The sequence below is a fragment of the Microbacterium sp. SLBN-111 genome, assembly GCF_049739645.1.
GTDB lineage: Bacteria > Actinomycetota > Actinomycetes > Actinomycetales > Microbacteriaceae > Microbacterium.
Map to the genome: position 1 here is coordinate 1,907,751 of NZ_JBMGQH010000001.1, position 22,475 is coordinate 1,930,225.

Here is a 22,475-nt window from a genome sequence, read left to right on the forward strand (position 1 = left end):
GATCAGCTCTCGCGCTCGAACACCATCGTCGCCTGGATGCGGTCACCGCCGCCGAAGCCGGTGCTGCCCGATGACGCGGTGGTGATCGTGTGGAGCCGGAAGCCCAGCGCCGCCTGCCGGTTGATGACGTTCTCGAGTTCGGTGAGGTTGCCCGACCCGGTGCCGAAGAACTTCTCCTTCAGGACCACCTGCAGCACGACGTAGTTCCAGCCGTTCTGGGCCGGACGCGGCTGCGCCCCCGCGACGGCATCCGCCTGCGCGCGGGCGATGAAGCCCTCAATGCCCGGCTGCGGTGGGGCAGGTGCCTGGTACTGATCAGTCCACTGCTGACCGTCCCACCATCGCATCCGGCCCGAACCGTCGTCGTACCAGCCCGCTTGTGCGTCCGCCATTGGACTCCCCCTTCTCGCCCGCCCCACTCGGTGCTCGCCCGAGTCTGACGGCATCCCTCACCCGTGGCAAGCGCCACGCCGCGCTACGCCCGCCGCACCTCGATCGCGTCGATGCCCGGCATCCCGAACCAGGACCGTCCTCCGACGGCGTCGACGATCGTCAGGAGGACGGAGTCGCACGAGCGGCACCGCGCGACGACTCCCATCGGGCTGACGTACACGGCGGACACGGCGACCGCGTCGCCGGCGCCGCAGGAGCGGCAGCGGATCGGGGAGTCCGTGGCATCCCACCCGAGGAGGTCGGCCAACCGGCCGGCCAGCGCGTTGCCGTCGAGCACGTTCATCACGAGCCTCCGAATCGCTCGGTGCGGATGTCGCCGGGGCGATGCCCGGCGTCCTGGAGCCAGCGCGCGACCGCCTCGACGAACGGGGTCGGGCCGCACACGTACACGCGCGGATCCTGCTCGGCCGGGACGACCGCGTCACGCAACCGGTCGGCCGTGAGCCGGCCGGGAGGAACGGATGCCTCGGGGGGAGCGACGCGCGTGTAGACGAGGTCGACGTCGACCGCTCCCGTGGCGGCGAGTGCGGCGAGTTCCTCCGCGAAGAACACGTCGTCGGGGGTGCGCACCGAGTAGAGCAGACGGAAGTCGGTGGTGTCGCCGGCCGCGGCGTGAGCCTGGGCCATCGCGTACAGCGGCACCACGCCCGATCCTCCCGCGATGAGCTGCACGGGCCGGGGGGATGCCTCGGTCGGCGGCGTCCACACGAAGAATGCCCCGAGGGGTCCGTGCACCTCGATCTCGTCGCCGACGCGGAGATCGTGCACGAGGAAGGGGGGAGACCTCGCCGTCCGGGACCTCGTCGACCGCGAGCAGCACGCGGGTGCCGTCCCCCGACGACGCGATCGAGTATGAGCGCGACGCCTGGTAGCCGTCGGGTGCGGTGAGCCGGAGGTCGAGGTGCGCGCCCGCGTCGTTCCCCGGCCACGTCGGCACGTCGAGCTCGATGCGCTGCGCGGTCGGGGTCTCGGCGCGGATGTCCGCGACCGTCGCGGTGTGCCAGGCCGTCGGGCGGCGCGTCACCAGTACCGCTCCTCCTGCCACGGGTCGCCGTGCAGGTGGTAGCCGTTCTGCTCCCAGAATCCGGGGTCGTCGTCGGGCATCGTCACGAGGCCGCGCACCCACTTGGCGCTCTTCCAGAAGTACAGGTGCGGGACGAGCAGCCGCGCCGGTCCGCCGTGCTCGGGCGTCAACGGCTCGCCGTCGGCCTCGAACGCGATCCAGCTCTTGCCGTCCAGCAGGTCCTCGAGCGGCACGTTCGTCGTGTAGCCGCCGTACGAGTGCGCCATGACGTAGTCGTGCGCGGTCTCGACCTCCTCGAAGATGCGGTCGAGCGATACCCCACGCCACGGCATGTCGAGCTTGGTCCAGTGCGTCACGCAGTGGATGTCGACGGTGATGTCCTCCATGCCGAGCGCCTGGAGCTGCTCGGTGTTCCAGCGGTGATCGCCGTTCTCGGTACGGACGACGAACTCCCATTCGTCCAACTCGACCTCCGGTGTCGGTCCCGCCGACAGCACGGGCCAGTCGCCCACCAGCGTCTGGCCGGGAGGGAGGCGCGGATCGCGGTCGCCTCGGCGTCCGGAGAACCCTCGAGTGATGAACGACATGGATGCCTCTTTCCTCCCCGGAGCGGACGTGATTCACCCTAGCCAGGTCGTCGTGGCCGCGACAGGGACGATTGTCGGATCCTCCGGGCCCCACGCGTCAGGTCGTCGAGGAGCCCTCGTCGGCGCGCGCGTCGGCGGCCGCGGCGAGCACGGTGTCGACCAGCGTCGCGGTCTCGTCGCCGCCCACCGCGACCGGCTGCAGGATCTCCCCCGTCGTCGTCAGGAGGACCCCGACGGGACGGTTGCCCGGGATGCCGAGGGCGACGGCGAACTCCCCGGACGGATCGGCGTGGAGGCCCTCGTCCGCGGTGCTGAGGGGAGAACCGTCGCCGACCGGGACGATGAGCCGCACGTCCACGAGGGTCTCGAGCAGCTCGCGGTCCCACGTCATCCGGCTGATGAGGTTCTCGCACGAGCTGCATCCGCGGCGGACGAACAGGAGCAGCTGCGCGCGCCCGCGGAGCGCGCGCTGGCGCGGAACGACGACGCCGCCCTCGGGCGTGATCAGAGCGGCATCCGGGACGCTCCCGCTCGTCGGCGCGGTCGGGGTGGGCGGGCTCCACAGCGTCGCACCGACCACCCCCACCGCGACGATGCTGACCAGCACGACGAGGGCGAGCAACGGCGACAGCACGAGGCTGAGGGCCACCGCCGACGCGAGGGGAGAGAGCACTGCCCCCAGGAGGGCGAGTGCCGCCAGTACCGTCAGCGCGATGTTGCGCGCCGTCATGGCGGGACCGACACGCGTGGATGCCAGTCGCCCGAAGCAGCCGCAGTCGTCGGTCGACGCGCGCGCCTGGGCACGCAGCCCGATCGCGAGGAAGCCGAGCGTCACGGCGAGCGCCGCGACCGCCGCCCCGACGCGGACGGGACCGCTGGTGAGCAGGAGCGCGGCGGACAGGACGATCTCGACCGCGGCGACACCGGCGACGACCAGGCGCGGCGGCAGCCCCGACAGTCGCAGCGCCCGCAGGGTGGCGGGAGCCGAGCGGAGGTCGAGGAGCTTGCCGATGCCGCTGACGGCGAAGACCGCGGCGACGACCAGGGTGGGAAGCGTGAGGGTCTCGAGCATCCGTTCAGCGTCGCACGATTCGCCGCGCCGAAGCGGCGCAACAGTACTCGATCACCCCGGGCGAAAGCTCCCCGGCGACCCCTGCGGCGCCGGGCCGCTAGGGTCGCTCTGACGACTCCGTCACTGCGCGGGCCTCCCGTCGCAGCCATCCACCCAGGGAGATCCACGCATGTCGGTCGGACTGCTCGCCGTCGTCGATGACATCCTCAGCGCCGCGCTCAAGGCCAGCGCGAAGACCGCCGGCGTCGTGATCGACGACGCCGCGGTGACGCCGCAGTACGTCCAGGGGATCACGCCCGCGCGCGAGCTGCCCGTGGTCTGGAAGATCGCCCTCGGCAGCATCATCAACAAGTACGTCATCATCATCCCGATCGCGTTGCTGCTGACGGCCTTCGCTCCGGGCGTCCTCCCGTTCCTGCTCATCCTCGGCGGTGGCTTCCTCTGTTACGAGGGCGCGGAGAAGGTGCTCGAGTGGTTCGGCGTCTCACACGGGGAAGACGAGGAGGACGGGCCGCGCGACGAGCGCAAGCTCGTCTTCGGCGCCGTGCGCACCGACCTCATCCTCAGCACGGAGATCATGCTCATCGCGCTCTCGAGTCTCGACCCGGACTTCGGAATCTGGATGACGCTCGGCGCACTGCTCATCATCGGGTTGGCGATGACGGTGGTCGTCTACGGCGCCGTCGCGCTGCTCGTGAAGATCGACGACATTGGCCTGCGCTTCATGAAGAGCCCGGCGCGCGGCGTCCGTCGTTTCGGTGCCCGGGTCGTGGCATCCATGCCCGCCGTCTTCCGCGTGATCAGCGTCATCGGGACGATCGCGATGCTGTGGGTCGGCGGCCACCTCGTGATCCAGAACCTGGGCGAGACGCTGTGGGCGGGACCGGCGGACCTTCTGCACGCCGTCGAGCACGCGATCGAGGTGACCGGACCGGTCGTCGTCTGGATCGTGGACACGGCGATCTCGGCGGTGTTCGGCCTGATCCTCGGCCTCCTCATCGTCGCCGTGGTGAGCGGCATCCGTCGGATCTTCTCGCGCGGCGAGGCCGCCGCGCACTGACCCCGGGCGGAGAGCTCAGTCCAGGAGCGAGTGCTCCGCCGAGGGCGTGCCACGAACGGTTGTGGTACACCAGCGCCGCACCGGGTTCGCCGGGCTCGAGGTCGCGCTCGATGTTCACCTGCAGGGCCTGGGCCGCGATGACCGTCGAGCCGCCGGCATCCATCCGGCTCACCACGGCGCAGCGCAGCCATGCGCGCACGCCGTGGTAGACCGGCTCGCCGGTCGACAGGCGCGACCACGCCGACGTGTCGGCGAAGCGGTCGAGGCCGCTGGTGGCTCCGGCGCGCGCGAGCGAGATGTCCTCGACGTCCAGCAGGTGCACGACGATGGTCGACGCGGCGACGATCGTGGGCGTCGCCGATGACAGGCTCGACACCGAGAAGATCAGCAGCGGCGGGTCGGCCGAGACCGACGACACCGACGAAGCGGTGAGGGCGACGGGGCCGTGCTCGCCGTACGCCGTGATGACCGCGACGCCGCCGGGGTGGCCTCGGAACGCGCGCTTGAAGTCGTCCGCGGTGACGGACGTGCCGATGGTCGGCGTGTGCTCGGGGCGCTCCTGCGGGAGGGAAGTCATGTTTCGACGGTAACGCGCGTCACGGACGCCGGGGCCTCGAGGCGAAATCCGGCGAAACGTGGAGCGCGCCGACGGGGCCGGGAGCGCTCGGCATCCCGACCCCGTCCGCCGCGGATCACATGCCGTCGGCGATCATCGCCCAGATGATCTGAACGTGCCGGTCGGCGTTGACGTCCGACATTTCGTCGTCGTAGTTCAGGCCGTAGGGCCAGATGTGGGAACCCCCGCAGTTGAGCGTTGCGCCGGCCCCGTCGAACTCGGCGAGCTTGGCGTTGGCGTTCGGACCGGTCCACTGGCCGTTCTGGCACATCGCGTACCACGCGTTGGCCGTCCCGTTTCCGACCGTGTGCGAGATCTCGTGGAGAGCGGTGCGCTCTTGCATGAAGCTGCGGTTCTCGCCGAAACGGATGGTGCCGTCGATGCTCGCCTCGGCGGTGGGCACGCCCGGCACGTAGTAGACGTTCAGGTGCCGGTCGAAGTCGCTGAACTCGTTGTATCGCGCGACGGCCGCGTCCATCGCGGCGGTGATGCGCTGGTAGGCGTCCGCCTGGTCGGCCGTGGGGTTTGCCTCCGTGTACAGCGTGTAGGTCATGCGTCCCGCCGCCTCGGCGGGGGCAGGGGTGACGGTGAGGGGCGCGATCACCGCGGCCATTGCGAGAGCACCGGCCAGGACGAGCCGACGCAGGGAACGAGAGGTCCGGGGGGTTTTCATCGTTGTTCTCCTTCGGATGTTGCGCGACGTCGTCGTCGCGTAGGGGAACGGTAGGCCGGGGATGCGGCGCGCGCACCCGTTGCGGACTGTTTCTCATCGCCTTCTCATTTTTGTGAGGCTTCACATCGCGCACGCCGTGATCTTTCCGTTGCAAATCGTTCTTGACAGCACCGCAAGTGTGAGCGCTAACATTCAGGAGTCAGCCCGCCCGAGGGGGCTGCATCACATGAACCGGCGACGCAGCCGGCGAAACGAGGAGGTTTCAACATGAAGGCGAAGAAGACTCTCGCCGGGCTCGCGCTCGTGGGCGCGATCGCTCTCACCGCGACGGGCTGCGCCGGTGGCGGCTCCACGGCCGGCGGAGACGGCGGCGACAAGAAGGTGATCACGGTCGGGTTCGCCCAGACCGGTTCCGAGAGCGGCTGGCGCAGCGCCAACACCGAGTCGATGAAGGAGGCGTTCTCCGAGGCCAACGGCTTCAACCTCATCTTCAACGCCGCCGACAACAAGCCCGAGGCGCAGATCGCCGCGGTCCGCAGCTTCATCAACCAGGGTGTGGATGCCATCGTCCTCGCCCCGATCGTCACCGACGGTTGGGACGACGTGCTGAAGGAAGCCAAGGATGCCAACATCCCGGTGATCCTCGAGGACCGCACGGTGTCCGCGTCGAAGGACCTGTACGCCAGCTGGGTCGGCCTCGACTTCAAGAAGGAAGGTGAGACCGCCGGAAAGTGGGTCGCCGACAACTTCGGCAAGACCCCCACCAACCTCGTCGTTCTCGAGGGCACCACGGGTTCGTCGGCGGCTACCGACCGCGCGACCGGCTTCAACGACGCGATCAAGGGCACCGACATCAAGGTGCTCGACTCGCAGACGGGTAACTTCACCCGCGCCGAGGGCAAGACCGTCATGGAGGGCTTCCTCCAGAAGTACGGCTCGCAGATCAATCTGCTGTTCGCGCACAATGACGACATGGGCCTCGGCGCCCTCGACGCGATCAAGGCCGCCGGTCTCAAGCCCGGCACCGACATCAAGATCGTGACGATCGACGCGGTCAAGGACGGCATGACGGCTCTGGCCGACGGCGAGTTCAACTACATCGTCGAGTGCAACCCGCTGCTCGGTGAGAAGGTCGCCGACGTCGTGAAGAAGGTCGTCGCCGGCGAGTCCGTCGACAAGCAGTACATCGTCGAGGACCAGGCGTTCGACCAGGAGCAGGCGAAGGCCGCTCTGCCCGACCGCAAGTACTGATCCCTCCGCGGACGCGATCGCGTCCGTCCCCTCTCCGGGTGTGCGGGGCCGACTCGGCCCCGCACACCCTCCGCTCACCCCCTGAGAAAGCGATCGAGCATGACATCCGAACGTGCTGCCGTCGTCGCGATGCGCGGCATCAGCATCTCCTTCCCCGGAGTGAAGGCGCTCGACGGCGTGGACTTCACCCTCTATCCCGGTGAGGTGCACTCCCTCATGGGAGAGAACGGCGCCGGCAAGTCCACCCTCATCAAGGCCCTCACCGGTGTGTACGGGATCGACTCCGGCACCATCCGCGTCCAGGGTGAGGAGCGGTTGTTCCGCTCGACCGCCGACGCACAAGCCGCCGGTATCGCGACCGTGTACCAAGAGGTCAACCTCTGCCAGAACCTGTCCGTCGGCGAGAACGTGATGCTCGGCAACGAGATCCGCCGCGCGGGCCTCGTGGATTGGCGCGCGACCCACGCTGCGGCCGCGAAGGCTCTCGCCGAGCTCGGCCTGAATATCGACACCCGCTCGATCCTCGCCAGCCACTCGATCGCCGTGCAGCAGCTCGTCGCGATCAGTCGCGCGATGGTGGTCGACACCACCGTGCTCGTCCTCGACGAACCGACGTCCAGCCTTGACCGCGGCGAGGTCGAACAGCTGTTCGGCGTCATCCGGGATCTCCGCGACCGTGGCGTCGCGATCCTCTTCGTCTCGCACTTCCTCGACCAGATCTACGAGATCTCGGACCGCCTCACCGTGCTGCGCAACGGCACGCTGGTGGGGGAGTACCCGATCGCCGAGCTCGGCCGCGAGCAGTTGGTGGCGAAGATGATCGGCCGCGAGCTCGGCGAACTGGATGCCATCTCGGCCAGCGCCGAGCGCGTCATCGACCGCTCCGGTACGCCCGTGCTGAAGGCCGTCTCGCTGGCCCGCAAGAACGCCCTGGAGCCGGTGGACCTCGAGGTCTTCCCCGGCGAGATCGTCGGTCTCGCGGGACTCCTGGGCTCGGGCCGAACGGAGCTCGCGCGCCTGATCGCGGGTGCCGACCGCGCCGACCAGGGCCAGGTCGACGTCGGCGGATCGCCGTCGCGTCTCGGCTCGCCGCGTCACGCTCTCGACCGCGGCATCGCCTTCTCGTCGGAGGACCGTCGCGCCGAGGGCATCGTCGGCGACCTCACCGTCGCCGAGAACATCATCCTGGGCGTGCAGGCCCGTCGTGGCGCGCTGCGCAAGCTCGGAGCCGCCGAGGTGCAGGCCATCGTCGACGAATACATCACCGCGCTCGGCGTCCGCCCCGCGAATCCGAACGCGCTCATCCGCAACCTCTCGGGCGGCAACCAGCAGAAGGTGCTGCTCGCCCGGTGGCTGGCCACCGCGCCGGAACTGCTGATCCTCGACGAGCCCACGCGCGGCATCGACGTCGGCGCGAAGGCCGACATCCAGCGCAAGGTCGCCGAGCTCGCCCAGAAGGGCCTGTCCGTCGTGTTCATCTCCTCCGAACTCGAGGAGGTGCTGCGCATCGCACAACGCGTGGCCGTCCTGCGCGATCGTCGTAAGATCGGCGAGCTGGCCACCCAGGACGTCGACCTCGACGGCCTGGTGGCCTACATCGCCGAGGGGCAGCCCGAGACAACGTCGTCCGATCGGGAGAAGATCGCATGAAGAAGTTCCTTTCGCACCGCCTCGTGTGGCCCATCGCCGCACTGGTGGCGCTCATCGCCGTCAACACGATCTCGCGGCCGTCGTTCCTCAGCATCACCGTGCAGAACGGCGAGCTCTACGGGTCGCTGATCGACATCCTCCGCAACAGCGCTCCGCTGATGCTCGTCGCACTCGGCATGACCCTCGTCATCGCCACGCGCGGCATCGACCTGTCGGTCGGCGCGATCATGGCGGTCTCCGGTGCCGTGGCGCTGACGATCATCGAGGCCTCACCCGACCCGGGCAACCTCGGCGTCGTCATGATCGCGATCGTCGCCGCCGTCGGCACCGCGCTGCTGCTCGGCGTCTGGAACGGGTTCCTGGTCTCGGTGCTCGGCATCCAGCCCATCATCGCCACACTCGTGCTGATGCTCGCCGGTCGCGGCGTGGCCCTGCTCATCACCAAGGGCTTCATCACGACGATCAACAGCGACCCGTACCAGTTCATGGCGCAGGGATACGTCCTGGGGCTGCCGTTCGCGTTCTACGTTTCGATCGCCGCGGTGATCGTCGTGGGCATCGTCGAGCGGCGCACGGCGCTGGGCATGCTCACCGAGGCCGTCGGCATCAACCCCGAGGCGAGTCGTCTGGCCGGTGTCCGCTCGCGCGGCATCATCTGGGGCGCCTACATCGCGAGCGGCACCCTGGCCGGCATGGCCGGTGTCCTCTACAGCTCGAACATCATGGCCGCCGACGCCAACGCGGCCGGTCTGTACATCGAACTGGATGCCATCCTCGCGGTGGTCCTCGGCGGCACCTCGCTCGCCGGTGGAAAGTTCAGCCTGGCCGGCACGGTCGTGGGTGTCTTCACGATCCAGACGCTCAAGAGCACGATCACGTTCCTGGGCGTGCCGCCCGCCGTCAGCCCCGTGTTCATGGCCGCGGCCGTGCTGATCGTGGTGCTGCTGCAGTCGCGCCGGTTCCGCGCGTTCTTCCAGACCGCGGGCCGCTCGGCCCTGCGGCCCCTCACCCGACGTCCCGACGCAAAGGTGCTGTCCTGATGGTCACTCTCACCGCCGAGCGCGGCCCCTCGGGTGCCGCCGCCACCACCACGTATCGCCGGTTCCTGAACCGTCACGTCTCCTGGATCCCGGTGTTCGCCGCGATCGCGATCCTGCTGATCATGATCGCCGGGGCGATGGCGTACTTCCCCAATTTCCAGCTCCCGCGCATCCTGTCGTCGATCCTGCTCGACAACGCGTACCTGCTCGTCCTCGCGGTCGGCATGACCTTCGTCATCCTCACCGGGGGCATCGACCTCTCGGTCGGCGCGGTCATGGCGTTCACCGGCATCCTGTGCGCGAGTCTGCTCTCGCAGGGCGTTCCGGTCGCCGTCGCGGTCCCCGCGATGATCCTCATCGGCGCCGCCATCGGTCTGCTGATCGGGGTGTTGGTGCAGTTCTTCGACGTGCAGCCGTTCATCGCCTCGCTGATCGGCATGTTCCTGGCCCGTGGACTGGCGTTCGTGGTGAGCCTCGAGTCGATCAAGGTCGACAACGAGGGCATCCTGTGGCTGCAGTCCACCCGCTTCTCGTTCGCCGGGTGGTACATCACGCCGACGGGCATCATCGCGCTCCTCACGGTGGCGCTCGCGGCCTTCGTGCTCCGCTTCACGCGGTTCGGGCGCACCGTCTACGCCGTCGGTGGCAACGAGCAGTCGGCCCGGCTCATGGGTCTCCCGGTCGTGCGCGCGAAGCTCTCGGTGTACGTCATCAGCGGGGTGTGCGCGGGTCTCGCGGGGATCGTCCTGACGGCCTACTCCGGTGCGGGATACCCCCTGAACGGTGTCGGCACGGAACTGGACACGATCGCCGCCGTCGTCATCGGCGGGACGCTGTTGACCGGCGGCAGTGGCTTCGTTCTCGGTTCGATGATCGGCGTCTTCGTCTACGGCCTGATCCGCACGATCATCTCGTTCTCGGGTGCTGAGCAGTCCTGGACGCGCATCACGGTGGGCGCGCTCCTCCTCCTTTTCGTCGTCGTGCAGCGGATCATCGTGTCCCGTTCGGCCCTCAGCAAATGACGCGCCCGCACAGGATGTTCACGCTGCGGTCATCGCGAGGGCATGATTGACCCCATGTCGACCGTCGCCCCGCCCCTCCTCGAGGTGCGCGGGGCGACGGTGCGTTTCGGCGTCGAGTCGGCGCTCGCCGATGTCGACTTCCGGCTGCGCCCCGGTGAGGTGCACTCCCTCATGGGCGAGAACGGTGCCGGCAAGTCGACGCTGATCAAGGCGATCACGGGCGCGCTCCGGCTCGACCAGGGCGAGATCCTCCTCGAGGGGCGCCCGCGGCAGTTCTCCACCCCGGCGGACGCCCAGGCGGTGGGGATCTCGACCGTCTACCAGGAGATCGATCTCCTCCCCAACCTTACGGTCGCCGAGAACATCTCCCTCGGCCGGGAGCCGCGCCGCTTCGGGATGATCGACCACCGCGCGATGCGCGAGCGCGCGATCGAAGCGCTCTCCGCCCTCGGTGTCGACGTCGACCCGTCCTCGGTGCTGTCGACGCATCCGCTGGCGATCCAGCAACTCGTCGCGATCGCCCGCGCCGTCTCGATCGACGTGAAGGTCCTCGTCCTCGACGAACCGACATCGAGCCTGGATGCCGACGAGGTCGCCGAGCTCTTCCGCGTCATCCGTGACCTGAAGAACCAGGGGATCGCGATCATCTTCGTGTCGCACTTCCTCGACCAGGTCTACGAGATCTGCGACCGGGTCACGGTGCTCCGCGGCGGGCGCCTCGTGGGGGAGTACGGCACGCGCGAGCTCCTCCGCATCGACCTCGTCGAGAAGATGCTCGGTGCCGCCGCCGACGCTCTCGCGCCGCTGGGACAGCGGACGTCCCTGCCCGCGGAGGGCCCGTCGATCGTGCGCGCGCGGGGACTGGCATCCGGACCCCGCCTGCGCGAGGCGGACGTCGACATCGCCGAGGGCGAGGTCATCGGCGTCGCCGGTCTCCTCGGGTCGGGACGCAGCGAGCTGGCGCGTGCGCTGACCGGCGTCGACCATCCCGACGGGGGAGAGGTGCGCATCGACGGCGAGCCGGTGCGGCTCGGGTCGCCCCGCGACGCGATCCGTCGGCGGGTGGCCTACTCGTCCGAGAACCGGCGCACCGAGGGGATCATCGGCGACCTCAGCGTCCTCGACAACATCACGCTCGCGCTGCAGGCGCAGCGGGGGATCTTCCACCGGCTGAGCACCGCGCGACGCCGCGAGCTGGCGACGAGCTGGGTCGAGGCGCTCCACATCCGTCCCGCCGACATCGATCGCCCCGTCTCCACACTCTCGGGGGGAAACCAGCAGAAGGTGCTCCTCGCCCGACTGCTCGCGCTGTCGCCCCGCGTCATCGTGCTCGACGAGCCGACGCGCGGCATCGACGTGGGAGCGAAGGCCGAGATCCAGCGCCTGGTGGGGGAGCTCTCCGACAACGGCCTGGCGATCGTCTACATCTCCGCGGAGCTCGACGAGGTGCTGCGTGTCGCCCACCTGGTGGCGGTGATGCGCGACGGCGTGCTCGCGCAGATCCTCCCCGCCGCGGAACTCACGTCCGACGCCCTCCTCGCCCTCGTGGCCAAGCCCGCCACGGAGGAAGAGGGGCTGTCCGATGGCTGACGAGAAGGCATCCCGCACCGCCAACATCTTCGACGTCGCCCGATTGGCCGGCGTCTCGCACCAGACGGTGTCGCGTGTGCTGAACAACATGCCCAACGTGCGCCCGGCGACGCGGGCGCGCGTGGAACAGGCCATCGCGCAGCTCCGGTACAGCCCGTCGCCCGCCGCGCGGGCGCTCGTCACGCGTCGCACCCGGACGATCGGCCTCGTCACTCCCGGGACCGTCGACTACGGCCCCTCGTCGATCGCGACGAACTTCAACTTCGCGGCGCGCGCCGCGCGGTACAACGTCGACGCGATCAGCTCGCCCCAGAACGACGTCGCCGCCGTCCGCTCGGCGATCGACGGGCTCCTGAAACAGCGCGTGGATGCCATCGTGCTCATCGTCGTGGACGTCGAAGTGCTCGCGGCGGTGCAGGCCATCGAGATCGACGTGCCGATCGTGGCCGCGGCCACGACCAGCCGCCCGCACCCGCGCCTCGTGGCCATCGACCAGTACCGCGGCGCCCGGGCGGCCGTGCGGCACCTGCTCGAGTCGGGCTACGGCACGGTCCGTCACATCGCCGGTCCCGCGCGCAACCCCGACGCGGTCGAGCGCCTCCGCGGGTGGCGCGAGGAGATCGCTTCCGCGCGGGCGCAGTCGACGCCTCCCGTCCACGGCGACTGGTCGGCCGCGAGCGGCTACCGGATCGCCACCGAGACCGACCTCGCCCCCGGCGAGGGGATCTTCGTCGCCAACGACCACATGGCCATCGGAGTGCTGTCCGCGCTGCGCGAGCGCGGCCTCCGCGTGCCGGAGGACATCGGGGTGGTCGGCTTCGACGACGTGCCCGAGGCGCCGTTCCTGTTCCCCTCGCTCACCACCGTGCGCCAGGACTTCGCCGCGTTGGGTGAAATCCTCATGCAGAAGGTGCTGCTGATGGTGGAGGAGCCGGACACGGTGAGTGAGAGCACCCCGCTCCCGACGCGCCTCGTCGTGCGCGATTCGGCGCCGCTGCGTCCCTGAGGCGAGCCGTTCGGGCGCCCGGGGCCGCCCCGACCGCTCGACACGCACCGCGGTTCACCCGCCGTTCGTGGGACCGCTCACACGGCAACGATCGCGTCACAGCCTGGTCTTCGCGGAGTGTGAGCGCTAACATCACGAGAGTCGTCGCTGTCGACGACCCCATGCAATGTCGCATTCACGAGAGGATCAGCACCCCCGTGCCTACGCTCCATCGGACGGCTCTCCCCCGCCGTCTCCCGTCCTGGACGCTCGCCGTCCCGGTCGTCGCCGCGCTGGTCGCGGCGCCGATCACACTCCCGATAGCCGCAAATGCGGACACTCCCGCGACCGGACTGGTCGTTTCCTACCCGCTCGACGAGACATCGGGAACCGTCGCCCGCGACGATTCCGGCCACGGCCGCGACGCCACCTATGTCGGTGGACCGTCGCTGACCGGCGCCGGCGGAGTGCGCCTCGACGGCGCGGACGACTATGTGAGCGTTCCCAACGACATCCTCAAGGGGCTCTCGTCGGTGACCGTCAGCACGGACGTCCTCGTGCGCCCGGAGCAGTCCGGCAACTACTTCATCTGGGGCCTCGGCAACACCACCGACTGGTACGGCAACGGCTACCTGTTCGCCACGGGAAACCCCGCGCGCACGGGCATCGCCAGCGGCAACTGGACCACGGAGCAGGAGACGCGCGGGTCGGCGAACCTCGACCGCGGCGTCTGGAAGACCCTCACCTACACCCTCGACGCGGGGAGCAAGACCTCGCGCCTCTACATCGACGGCGTCAAGGTCGCCGAGAACACCAATACGACGACGACCCCCGGATCGATCGGCAACGGCACGACGACGGCCAACTACCTCGGCCGCTCGAACTACACCCCCGACAAGCGCCTCGCGGGCAGCCTCCGCGGCTTCCGCCTGTACGACCGGGCGCTGGCCGCCGACGAGGTGACCGCGCTCGTCGCCACCGACGCGCAGCGGGTCGCGCGCGACAAGGCCGCGCTGGATCTCGGAGACCTCAGCGCCGTCACCGCGAACATCACCCTGCCCACGAGTGGCCCGAACGGCGCGAGCATCTCGTGGTCGTCCTCGAACGCCGCGGTCGTGTCCTCCACCGGCGCGGTGACGCGCCCCGCGGCAGGACAGCCGGACGCGAAGGTCACGCTGACGGCCACGCTCACCCGCGGATCCGCGACGGAGACCGCCGGCTTCACCGCGACGGTGCTCGCGGTTCCCGATGACGCGGGCACGGCGCAGAAGGCGCTCGATTCGATCACCGTCGTCAACGCGGACGACGCGCGCGGCAACCTGACCCTGCCGACCACGGCCGGCGGACTGCCCGTCACCTGGACGAGCTCGAACCCCGCGGTCGTGTCCACCACGGGCGTGGTCGTGCGGCCGGAGTCGGACACGAAGGTCACGCTCACGGCATCCGTCACGAAGGGCTCCACCACGAAGACCCGCGACATCGTCGTGACGGTCCGGAAGGCCGTGCACCTCGGCGCCTTCGAGGGCTACACGTTCGCGTACTTCACGGGCAACACGCTCGCGGGCGAGAACATCTACCTCGCCGCGAGCAACGGCAACAACGCCCTGTCGTGGACCGAGCTCAACGGCGGCAAGCCCGTCTTCACCTCGAAGTACGGCGAGAAGGGCCTGCGCGACCCGTTCATCATCCGCTCTCCCGAAGGCGACACGTTCTACCTGATCGCGACCGACCTCTCGATCGGCGGCGGCACGTCCTGGGGCGACTCGCAGACGGTGGGCTCGAAGTACATCGAGGTGTGGGAATCGCACGACCTCGTGCACTGGAGCGACCAGCGTCACGTGCGGGTCTCGCCCGACACCGCGGGCAACACCTGGGCGCCGGAGGCGTACTACGACGAGGGCCTCGGCCAGTACGTCGTGTTCTGGGCGTCGAAGATCTACCCCGCGAACGACCCCGGTCACACCTCGAACGTGCCCAACAGCATGATGTACGCCACCACGCGCGACTTCGTGACGTTCAGCGAGCCCCAGGTCTGGCAGGGCGGGATCTCCCGCATCGACTCGACCGTCATCAAGGCGAACGGCGTCTACCAGCGCTTCACCAAGGACGAGGGCGCCGGGACCACCGGGTGCAGCGACATCATCCAGGAGAGCTCCGCGGTGCTCACGGCTCCGCTGAAGGACTGGACGCAGGTCGCCTCGTGCATCGGCAAGAACGCCGGCACGGGTGCCGTCGAAGGCCCGAGCATCTTCAAGTCGAACCCGGGTGACGTCAACGGCGACAAGTACTACCTGTTCGTCGACGAGTACGGCGGGCGCGGCTACATCCCGTTGGCCACCACCGACATCGCGCACCCGAACTGGCAGGTTCCGGCGAGCTACAAGCTCCCGAGCAGCCCGCGTCACGGAACGGTCATGCCGGTCACCGCGGAAGAACTCGCCGCCCTGCGCGCGAACTTCCCGGCCGACCCCGGCGTGACGCCGGTCACCGCCAATGCCAAGGGCGAGGTCCTGCGGTACGACTTCACCGAGGGCTCGGGCGCGACGCTCCACGATCGCTCCGGTGCGGGGCGTGACGGCACCATCCAGGGCGGTGCGACGTTCTCGAACGGCGCGCTCACCTTCGACGGCAGCAACGACTACGTCGATCTGCCCGACAACGTGCTGGCGGGGGTGACCGACTTCACCGTCGACACCGAGGTGCGGATCGATCCGGCGCAGAAGAACCCGTACTTCCTGTACGGCTTCGGCAACACCGGCACCGACGGCAAGGGGAACGGCTACCTGTTCTCGACCGGCAACGGCCAGTACCGGGGCGCCATCACCACGGGCAACTGGACCGGAGAGCAGAACGCGTCCGCCGCCAGCGCCCTCCCGCGTGACCGCTGGGTGCACCTCACCTACACGTTGAGCGGAAACACCGCGCGGCTGTACCTGGACGGGCAGAAGGTCGCCGAGAACACCAACGTCACGGTTCGACCGGGCGACATCGGCAAGGGCGCGACCCTGGCGAACTACCTCGGCAAGTCCGTGTACAACGAGGACAACCTGTTCCGCGGCCAGATGCGGGAGTTCGCGCTCTACAACCGTGCGTTGAGCCCGGAGGAGATCGCCGCTCAGAACCCGGGCCTCCTGACCGGCATCGGTCTGCAGGATGCCGCTGCGCTCAAGGTCGCCCCGATCGTCGACGCCGACAACCGCACGGTGCTGTTCCCCGTCGTACCGGGAACCGACCTGTCGAAGCTGCGTCCGACGTTCACGACCGCACCCGGCACGACGGCCACCCCGGCGTCGGGAACGGTCCGCAATCTCAGCACGCCGGTGACGGTGACGCTGAAGACCGAGGGTCAGTCCGACGTCGTGTGGACGTTCAAGGCGGTGGAGATGAAGAGCCCGGTCCTGCCGGGGCTGTACGCCGACCCGAACATCGCGGTGTTCGGCGACACGTACTACATCTACGCCACGACCGACGGCACTCCCGGTTGGGGTGGCAACACGTTCTACGTGTGGAAGTCGAAGAACCTCGTCGACTGGACGCGCTCGGACAAGCCGTTCCTGACGCTGGACGGCGCCAACGGCAACGTTCCGTGGGCCTCGGGCAACGCGTGGGCGCCGACGATCATCGAGAAGGGCGGGAAGTACTACTTCTACTTCAGCGGCCACAACCCGCAGGACAACCGCAAGGAGATCGGCGTCGCCGTGGCCGACAGCCCCGAGGGGCCGTTCACCGCGGACGCGCAGCCGATGATCACGAACGGCGAGAGCGTCCACAGCGGACAGGCCATCGATCCGGCGGCGTTCCAGGACCCCAAGACGGGCAAGTACTACCTGTTCTGGGGGAACGGCAACCCTGTCTACGGTGAGCTGTCGGACGACATGAAGAGCATCAAGGCGGGCACGATCAAGCCGATCTCGGGTCTGAACGACTTCCGCGAGGGCTCGTTCGTGAACTACCGCGACGGTCTGTACCACCTGACGTACTCGATCGATGACACCGGCTCGCCCGACTACAGGGTCGGGTACGCCACGTCGACGAGCATCGACGGGCCGTGGACCTACCGCGGCGTGATCCTGTCGAAGGATGCCTCGCAGGGGATCCTCGGCACGGGCCACAGCTCGATCATCAACGTGCCGGGCACCGACGAGTGGTACATCGCGTACCACCGGTTCGCGATCCCGGGCGGCGGCGGAACCAACCGCGAGACGACGATCGACCGCCTCGAGATCGGTGCGGACGGGCTCTTCCAGGCCGTGAAGCCGACGCTCTCGAGCGTCGCGCCGCGTGAGGTTCCGGACGACCCGGGTCCGACGCCGACGCCGACGCCGACCGCGACGCCGACGCCGACGGCCACGCCGACGCCGACCGCGACCCCGACGCCGACGGCCACGCCGGAGCCGACCGCGACGCCGGAGCCGACGGGCGAGCCCACGGCCACGCCGACCCCGACGGCGTCGCCCACCGCGACACCCGGCTCCACGCCGACCGTGTCCGTCTCGACGACGACGGTCGAGCGGGGCGGCATCGTGAAGGTCACGGTGACGGGGCTGCAGCCCGGCGAGCAGGTCACGGCCGAACTGCGCAGCACCCCGATCCGCATCGCCGGCATCCCGGCCGCCGACGCCAGCGGCCGCGTCACGTTCGACGTGCAGATCCCCGGCAACCTCGCCGCGGGCAGCCATTCGATCGTGGTGTTCGGTGCGAACGGGCGCACGATCGCCACCGTGCCGATCACGGTGGTCGCGGCCGGCCAGCTCGCGGCCACCGGGGCGCAGGCTCCGTTGGGTGGCGCGCTCCTTGCCGCCTTCCTGCTCGTCGCGGGAGGGGTGGTGTGGACGATGCGTCGCCCCCGCCGCGCGGACGCGTAAGGGGCTGATCGTTCGATCGACGCAGGACCCCGGATGCTTGGCATCCGGGGTCCTCCGTCGTTCCGCCCGGGCGACGAGGGTCGCACCGACAGGGCGGGGAAAACTCCGTTTGTATCGTTACGAATACATGGTTGTGTATCGATACATACTGCCCTAATCTCGCGCGTGGAGCGGTCATCGGTGACAGCTCCAGATCGGAGAACCCCGTGCATGACCGCAGCGACGTCGTGTCGCCTCCCGCCCGCCGGATCCGCCGGCGCCTCCTTGCGATCGCCACGCTCGCCGCGGCGCTCGCCACGGTCGGCGTCGTGGCCGCCCCGGCCGCCCCGACGCAGGCCGCCACGGCCAACGCCGACTACGTGATGGCCTATTTCACCGAGAGCCCCAGCGGCTCCGGCAACTCCAACACCGTCCACCTCGCCGTGAGCCCGGACGCGTTGGAGTGGACGCCCCTCAACCAGAACCAGCCGATCCTCGTTCCGACCGCCGGGACGAAAGGCATCCGCGATCCCTTCCTGTACCGACTGCAGAACGGCTCGTGGGTCCTGCTCGCGACCGACATCGCCACGGGGAACGACTTCTTCGCCGCCAATCCGGCGATCCACGTGTGGACCTCGCCCGACCTGGTGAACTGGTCCGCCGACCGCATGCTCACCGTCAACGCGGTGAACACCAACTCCTACTCGTGGGCGCCCGAGGCGTTCTGGGACGCGGGGCGCCAGCAGTACGGCATCCTGTTCAGCGGCATCCCGAACGGGTCCAACGTCGCGAAGATCCTCGTGTCGTACACGACGGACTTCCAGACCGCGAGCTCGCCGACCGTGTTCTTCGACAACAACGGTCAGGGCAACATCATCGACGCCGACATGGTGACGGGCGTCAACGGCGTGAACTACCTCTACTACCGCGGGAGCGACGCGACGCTGCGAGGCGCCAAGTCGACGACGCTGAACCCCGGGTCGTTCACCGAGTACGTCACGGCACCGCCGCAGGGCAGCTGCGTCGAGGCGCCGACCGTGGTGCGCTCGCTCACGGACAGCACGAAGTGGTGGCTGTGGGGCGACAACTACTGCCCGAACAACACCTTCAACGTGTGGCAGGGCGACATCACCACGGGGTCGTGGACCGCGGTGAGCAAGGCGAACTTCACGGCGCCGCTCGGCTCGAAGCACAACACCATCCAGCCGATCACCGCCACGGAGTACAACGCCCTGCAGAGCACGTACGGCACGACCTCGGTCATGCGGCTGAAGTCCTGGAACTTCCCCGACCGCTACGTGCGGCACTCCAACTACCAGGGACGCATCGACCCGCTGCCGTTCGACCCGCAGGCCGACTCGCAGTGGCGGATCGTTCCGGGGCTCGCCGATCCCAACGCCGTGTCGTTCGAGTCGGTCAACATCCCCGGGTACTACCTGCGTCACTCGAACTTCGCGCTGGTGCTGAACCAGAACGACAACTCCGCGCAGTTCGCCGCGGACGCGACCTTCACCCGTGTTCCGGGCCTGGCGAACTCGACCTGGAGCTCGTTCCGCTCGTACAACTACCCGGACCGCTACATCCGGCACTACAGCTTCCAGCTGAAGCTCGACCCCATCTCGTCGGCGAACGACCAGGCCGACGCGACGTTCCACGTCGCTCCGTAACCTCCCACCCCTCCCTCGGGCGCGCGCGGCTCCCCCCGCGCGCGCCCTGTTCGAAAGGCATCCCGTGACTCCTCGTTGGAGACGGCGCGCAGCCATGCTCGCCGTCGCAGCCCTCGCCGCGATCGGTCTCCCCGTCATCGCGTCCGCGCCGGCGCAAGCCGCCTGCACGACCTACTACGTCTCCCCGTCCGGCAACGATGCCGCCGACGGATGCTCGACCACGACGGCGTGGAAGACCCTGGGCAAACTGAACGGCACCACCTTCGCCGCCGGCAACCAGATCCTGTTCCAGCGCGGAGGGACCTGGGCGGGGCAGTTCGCGCCCCTCGGGTCGGGCTCGTCCACGTCCCCGATCGTCGTCTCCTCCTACGGCTCGGGCGCGGCGCCGCTCCTGGCCGGCGGCGGAGTGGCGGCCACCGTGTACCTCCACGACCAGCACGACTGGACGATCCAGAACCTCGAGATCACCAACAGCGCCGGCGGGAACGCCTCGCGTGCCGGGTTCCTCGCCGACAACGACACGACCGGGACGCTCCACGGCATCCACGTCGTCAACAACCTCATCGACAACGTCAGCGGGTTCTGGAAGAACGGCGACCCCCAGCCGTCGCGCACGTCGGCCATCTCGTTCGACCAGACCGACAACAACACCACCGCGGCATGGGACGACGTGCTGCTCTCGGGGAACACCCTGAAGAACGTGGATGCCGGCGGCATCTACATCGGTTCGGCGATCGGCCTCAACCACAACATCAACTCGACCAACATCGTGATCCAGAACAACACGATCACCGACGCGGGTGGCAACGCCATCGTCTGCGTGTTCTGCTCGGGTCCGGTCATCCAGTCGAACGTCGTCACCGACAGCGGCTACCGGTTCTCGGGTGCGGCGATCTGGGGTGGATGGACGAACAACGCCGTCCTGCAGTACAACGAGGTCGCCCGCAACTGGCGGGCGCTCTACGACGGCGAAGCGTTCGACATCGACAACAACAACACCGACTGGACCCTGCAGTACAACTACACGCACGACAACCCGTGGGGATCGATCGAGTTCTGCTGCTCGTCGACCTTCGGTGCGTTGGGCACGACCACGATCCGGTACAACATCAGCCAGAACGACGGCGCCTCGAACGCCGTGTGGGCGACGCTCCAGGGCATCGCCAACGGCGGGACCGCGAACTTCTCCAACAACACCGTCTACATGCCGCCGGGGGACAACGGCGACGTGACCAACGGCACCCCGCCGGGGAACGTGACGTTCACGAACAACCTGATCGTCAAGCACGGCACGGGCGGCTACCAGACGAACAACACCACCTGGTCGCGCAACCTCTTCTACGGCCAGCACCCGGCGTCCGAGCCGGCGGACACGAGCAAGATCACGGCCGACCCGCTCCTGGTCAATCCGGGCGGGGCGAGCGACGGGCGCGCGACGGCGTCGGCGTACCAGCTGCGCGCGGGCTCCCCGGCACTGGGCGCGGGCAACGTCATCTCCAACAACGGCGGCAAGGACTACTTCGGCAACGCCGTGTCGTCGACCGCGGCGCCGAACATCGGTGCGTACAACGGCGCCGGTGTCACGACGAGCGCGTCGACGCCCGGGGTGTACTGGCGGTTCGACGAGTCGAACGGAACGACGGCGAACGACACGTCGGGGCACGCCAACCCCGCGACGCTGCAGTCCGGAGCGACGTGGACGACCTCGGCCCAGATGGGCAGCGGTGCGGTCGCGCTGAACGGTACGGCCTCCGGATTCGTGGATGCCGCCTCGCCCGTGGTCGACACGTCCGCGAGCTACACCGTGGCAGCGTGGGTCAAGCCCGCCTCGCTGACCGGCAACCAGACGTACCTCAGCATCGACGGGTCGACGATCAGCCCGTTCTACCTGCAGATCGAGGGCGGCAAGTACGTCTTCACCGCGCGCAGCGCCGACTCCACGGCATCCACGTACGCCCAGGTCTTCGGACCGGCCGCGACCGTGGGAACGTGGGCGCAGCTGGTCGGCGTCTATGACGCGTCGGCGAAGGTCATCAAGCTGTACGTCAACGGTGCGCTCCAGGGTTCGACCGCGTTCAGCGGTGGCTGGAAGGCGACGGGCCACACGAAGGTCGGTCAGGCCAAGTGGAACGGCGCCGCCGTCGACTTCGCCAACGCGACCGTCGACGACGTGCACGCGCTGCCGCGCGCCATCAGCGACCGCGAGGCGTTCGCGTTCGGTACCGGGGCGACCGGGTACTGGCAGCTCGACGAGGGCAGCGGTGGCACGTTCACCGACGTCACGGCGGGCCTCCCGACCGGCCACCTCGAGTCCCGGACGGCGTGGGCCGGCGCCGGCAAGATCGGTGCCAACGCCCTGTCGTTCCCCGGCTCGGCCGGGTCGTACGGCGAGGCGCCCACCTCCGCCGTCGACACGAGTCAGAGCTTCGCGGTCAGTGCCTGGGTGAACCTGGACTACACAGCGGGAAACCAGACGTTCGCGAGCATGTCGGGCTTCAACATCAGCCCGTTCTACCTGCAGCTCAGCGGCGGGAAGTTCACGTTCACGATGCGCAGCGCCGACGACACCAACTCCACGGCCACGAGCGTGTCGGCGACCTCGAGCGCGGCGACGGGCACGTGGTACCACGTGCTCGGGATGTACGACCGGGGTGCGGGCACGATCTCGCTCTACGTGAACGGCGCGCTGCAGGGCACGGCGTCGTACACGACACCCTGGAAGTCCATCGGGGCGACGGTCATCGGCGGAGCGGAGTGGGCGTTGTCGCCCGTCGACCCGGTCAGCGGGAAGATCGACGACGTGCACTTCTACAACCGGGTCCTCAGTGGCGCCCAGATCACCACGCTCGCCACTCCGTGACGCACGTCGGCCGGGTGGGACCTCCCGCCCGGCCGGCAGCCGGACGACGCCCGGTCGAGGCGGCACCCGCCCCTCGGCCGG

Annotated in this window: 17 protein-coding genes; 10 read left to right on the forward strand and 7 right to left on the reverse strand. The window is 69.0% G+C overall.

What is annotated here, in order from left to right:
- Nucleotides 1-2: 2 nt before the first annotated feature.
- The 5 genes from RKD05_RS08915 to RKD05_RS08935 form a co-directional block, all read right to left on the reverse strand.
- A complete protein-coding gene (locus RKD05_RS08915) occupies nt 3-392 on the reverse strand; it encodes a DUF2510 domain-containing protein (RefSeq protein WP_424709474.1) in 390 nt (129 codons plus the stop codon).
- A gap of 83 nt (nt 393-475) precedes the next feature.
- Entirely contained in the window at nt 476-736 is a 261-nt protein-coding gene (locus RKD05_RS08920; RefSeq protein WP_424709475.1) for a DUF6510 family protein, read from the reverse strand.
- Entirely contained in the window at nt 736-1,221 is a 486-nt protein-coding gene (locus RKD05_RS08925; RefSeq protein ID WP_424709476.1) for a hypothetical protein, read from the reverse strand. Before RKD05_RS08925 ends, RKD05_RS08920 begins: the two co-directional genes overlap by 1 nt.
- A 252-nt stretch (nt 1,222-1,473) precedes the next feature.
- A complete protein-coding gene (locus RKD05_RS08930) occupies nt 1,474-2,064 on the reverse strand; it encodes a molybdopterin-dependent oxidoreductase (RefSeq protein ID WP_424709478.1) in 591 nt (196 codons plus the stop codon).
- A gap of 97 nt (nt 2,065-2,161) precedes the next feature.
- The gene (locus RKD05_RS08935) at nt 2,162-3,136 is read right to left on the reverse strand and encodes a MauE/DoxX family redox-associated membrane protein (protein ID WP_424709480.1); all 975 of its coding nucleotides are present in this window, start codon (nt 3,134-3,136) and stop codon (nt 2,162-2,164) included.
- Between the two features lie 169 nt (nt 3,137-3,305).
- On the opposite strand from RKD05_RS08935, the gene RKD05_RS08940 reads away from it, so the two are divergent.
- Nucleotides 3,306-4,196: a DUF808 domain-containing protein gene (locus RKD05_RS08940; protein ID WP_424709481.1), complete on the forward strand. Its 891-nt coding sequence runs from the start codon at nt 3,306-3,308 to the stop codon at nt 4,194-4,196.
- Here RKD05_RS08940 and RKD05_RS08945 read toward each other — a convergent pair.
- Nucleotides 4,132-4,773: a flavin reductase family protein gene (locus tag RKD05_RS08945; RefSeq protein WP_424709483.1), complete on the reverse strand. Its 642-nt coding sequence runs from the start codon at nt 4,771-4,773 to the stop codon at nt 4,132-4,134. The genes RKD05_RS08940 and RKD05_RS08945 overlap by 65 nt on opposite strands.
- 115 nt (nt 4,774-4,888) lie before the next feature.
- Complete coding sequence (locus RKD05_RS08950) at nt 4,889-5,485, reverse strand: hypothetical protein (protein WP_424709484.1); 597 nt, start codon at nt 5,483-5,485, stop codon at nt 4,889-4,891.
- A 267-nt stretch (nt 5,486-5,752) separates the two neighbouring features.
- Here RKD05_RS08950 and RKD05_RS08955 point away from each other — a divergent pair, with 267 nt between their 5' ends.
- From RKD05_RS08955 to RKD05_RS08995, 9 genes are all read left to right on the forward strand, one after another.
- On the forward strand, nt 5,753-6,736 hold the full coding sequence (locus RKD05_RS08955) for an ABC transporter substrate-binding protein (protein ID WP_424709486.1): 984 nt from the start codon (nt 5,753-5,755) through the stop codon (nt 6,734-6,736).
- A 99-nt stretch (nt 6,737-6,835) separates the two neighbouring features.
- Entirely contained in the window at nt 6,836-8,386 is a 1,551-nt protein-coding gene (locus RKD05_RS08960) for a sugar ABC transporter ATP-binding protein (protein WP_424709487.1), read from the forward strand.
- Nucleotides 8,383-9,426, forward strand: a complete 1,044-nt coding sequence (locus RKD05_RS08965) for an ABC transporter permease (protein ID WP_063258372.1) — start codon at nt 8,383-8,385, stop codon at nt 9,424-9,426. The genes RKD05_RS08960 and RKD05_RS08965 overlap by 4 nt, the downstream gene beginning before the upstream one ends.
- On the forward strand, nt 9,426-10,448 hold the full coding sequence (locus RKD05_RS08970; RefSeq protein ID WP_424709488.1) for an ABC transporter permease subunit: 1,023 nt from the start codon (nt 9,426-9,428) through the stop codon (nt 10,446-10,448). The genes RKD05_RS08965 and RKD05_RS08970 overlap by 1 nt, the downstream gene beginning before the upstream one ends.
- 54 nt (nt 10,449-10,502) lie before the next feature.
- Nucleotides 10,503-12,038, forward strand: coding sequence for a sugar ABC transporter ATP-binding protein (locus RKD05_RS08975; RefSeq protein WP_424709490.1), 1,536 nt, complete (start codon nt 10,503-10,505; stop codon nt 12,036-12,038).
- The gene (locus tag RKD05_RS08980; RefSeq protein ID WP_424709491.1) at nt 12,031-13,044 is read left to right on the forward strand and encodes a LacI family DNA-binding transcriptional regulator; all 1,014 of its coding nucleotides are present in this window, start codon (nt 12,031-12,033) and stop codon (nt 13,042-13,044) included. The genes RKD05_RS08975 and RKD05_RS08980 overlap by 8 nt, the downstream gene beginning before the upstream one ends.
- Before the next feature lie 197 nt (nt 13,045-13,241).
- On the forward strand, nt 13,242-17,888 hold the full coding sequence (locus tag RKD05_RS08985) for a family 43 glycosylhydrolase (protein ID WP_424709493.1): 4,647 nt from the start codon (nt 13,242-13,244) through the stop codon (nt 17,886-17,888).
- Nucleotides 17,889-18,094: 206 nt separating this feature from the next.
- Nucleotides 18,095-19,534, forward strand: a complete 1,440-nt coding sequence (locus tag RKD05_RS08990; RefSeq protein WP_424709495.1) for an AbfB domain-containing protein — start codon at nt 18,095-18,097, stop codon at nt 19,532-19,534.
- A 94-nt stretch (nt 19,535-19,628) separates the two neighbouring features.
- Nucleotides 19,629-22,394: a LamG-like jellyroll fold domain-containing protein gene (locus tag RKD05_RS08995; RefSeq protein ID WP_424709496.1), complete on the forward strand. Its 2,766-nt coding sequence runs from the start codon at nt 19,629-19,631 to the stop codon at nt 22,392-22,394.
- The last annotated feature ends 81 nt before the right edge of the window (nt 22,395-22,475 follow it).

Coding starts and splice junctions, on each gene's coding strand:
- RKD05_RS08915 (WP_424709474.1), bottom strand. CDS start 392: ATGGCGGACGCACAAGCGGGCTGGTACGACGACGGTTCGGGCCGGATG.
- RKD05_RS08920 (WP_424709475.1), bottom strand. CDS start 736: ATGAACGTGCTCGACGGCAACGCGCTGGCCGGCCGGTTGGCCGACCTC.
- RKD05_RS08930 (WP_424709478.1), bottom strand. CDS start 2,064: ATGTCGTTCATCACTCGAGGGTTCTCCGGACGCCGAGGCGACCGCGAT.
- RKD05_RS08935 (WP_424709480.1), bottom strand. CDS start 3,136: ATGCTCGAGACCCTCACGCTTCCCACCCTGGTCGTCGCCGCGGTCTTC.
- RKD05_RS08940 (WP_424709481.1), top strand. CDS start 3,306: ATGTCGGTCGGACTGCTCGCCGTCGTCGATGACATCCTCAGCGCCGCG.
- RKD05_RS08945 (WP_424709483.1), bottom strand. CDS start 4,773: ATGACTTCCCTCCCGCAGGAGCGCCCCGAGCACACGCCGACCATCGGC.
- RKD05_RS08950 (WP_424709484.1), bottom strand. CDS start 5,485: ATGAAAACCCCCCGGACCTCTCGTTCCCTGCGTCGGCTCGTCCTGGCC.
- RKD05_RS08955 (WP_424709486.1), top strand. CDS start 5,753: ATGAAGGCGAAGAAGACTCTCGCCGGGCTCGCGCTCGTGGGCGCGATC.
- RKD05_RS08960 (WP_424709487.1), top strand. CDS start 6,836: ATGACATCCGAACGTGCTGCCGTCGTCGCGATGCGCGGCATCAGCATC.
- RKD05_RS08965 (WP_063258372.1), top strand. CDS start 8,383: ATGAAGAAGTTCCTTTCGCACCGCCTCGTGTGGCCCATCGCCGCACTG.
- RKD05_RS08970 (WP_424709488.1), top strand. CDS start 9,426: ATGGTCACTCTCACCGCCGAGCGCGGCCCCTCGGGTGCCGCCGCCACC.
- RKD05_RS08975 (WP_424709490.1), top strand. CDS start 10,503: ATGTCGACCGTCGCCCCGCCCCTCCTCGAGGTGCGCGGGGCGACGGTG.
- RKD05_RS08980 (WP_424709491.1), top strand. CDS start 12,031: ATGGCTGACGAGAAGGCATCCCGCACCGCCAACATCTTCGACGTCGCC.
- RKD05_RS08995 (WP_424709496.1), top strand. CDS start 19,629: ATGCTCGCCGTCGCAGCCCTCGCCGCGATCGGTCTCCCCGTCATCGCG.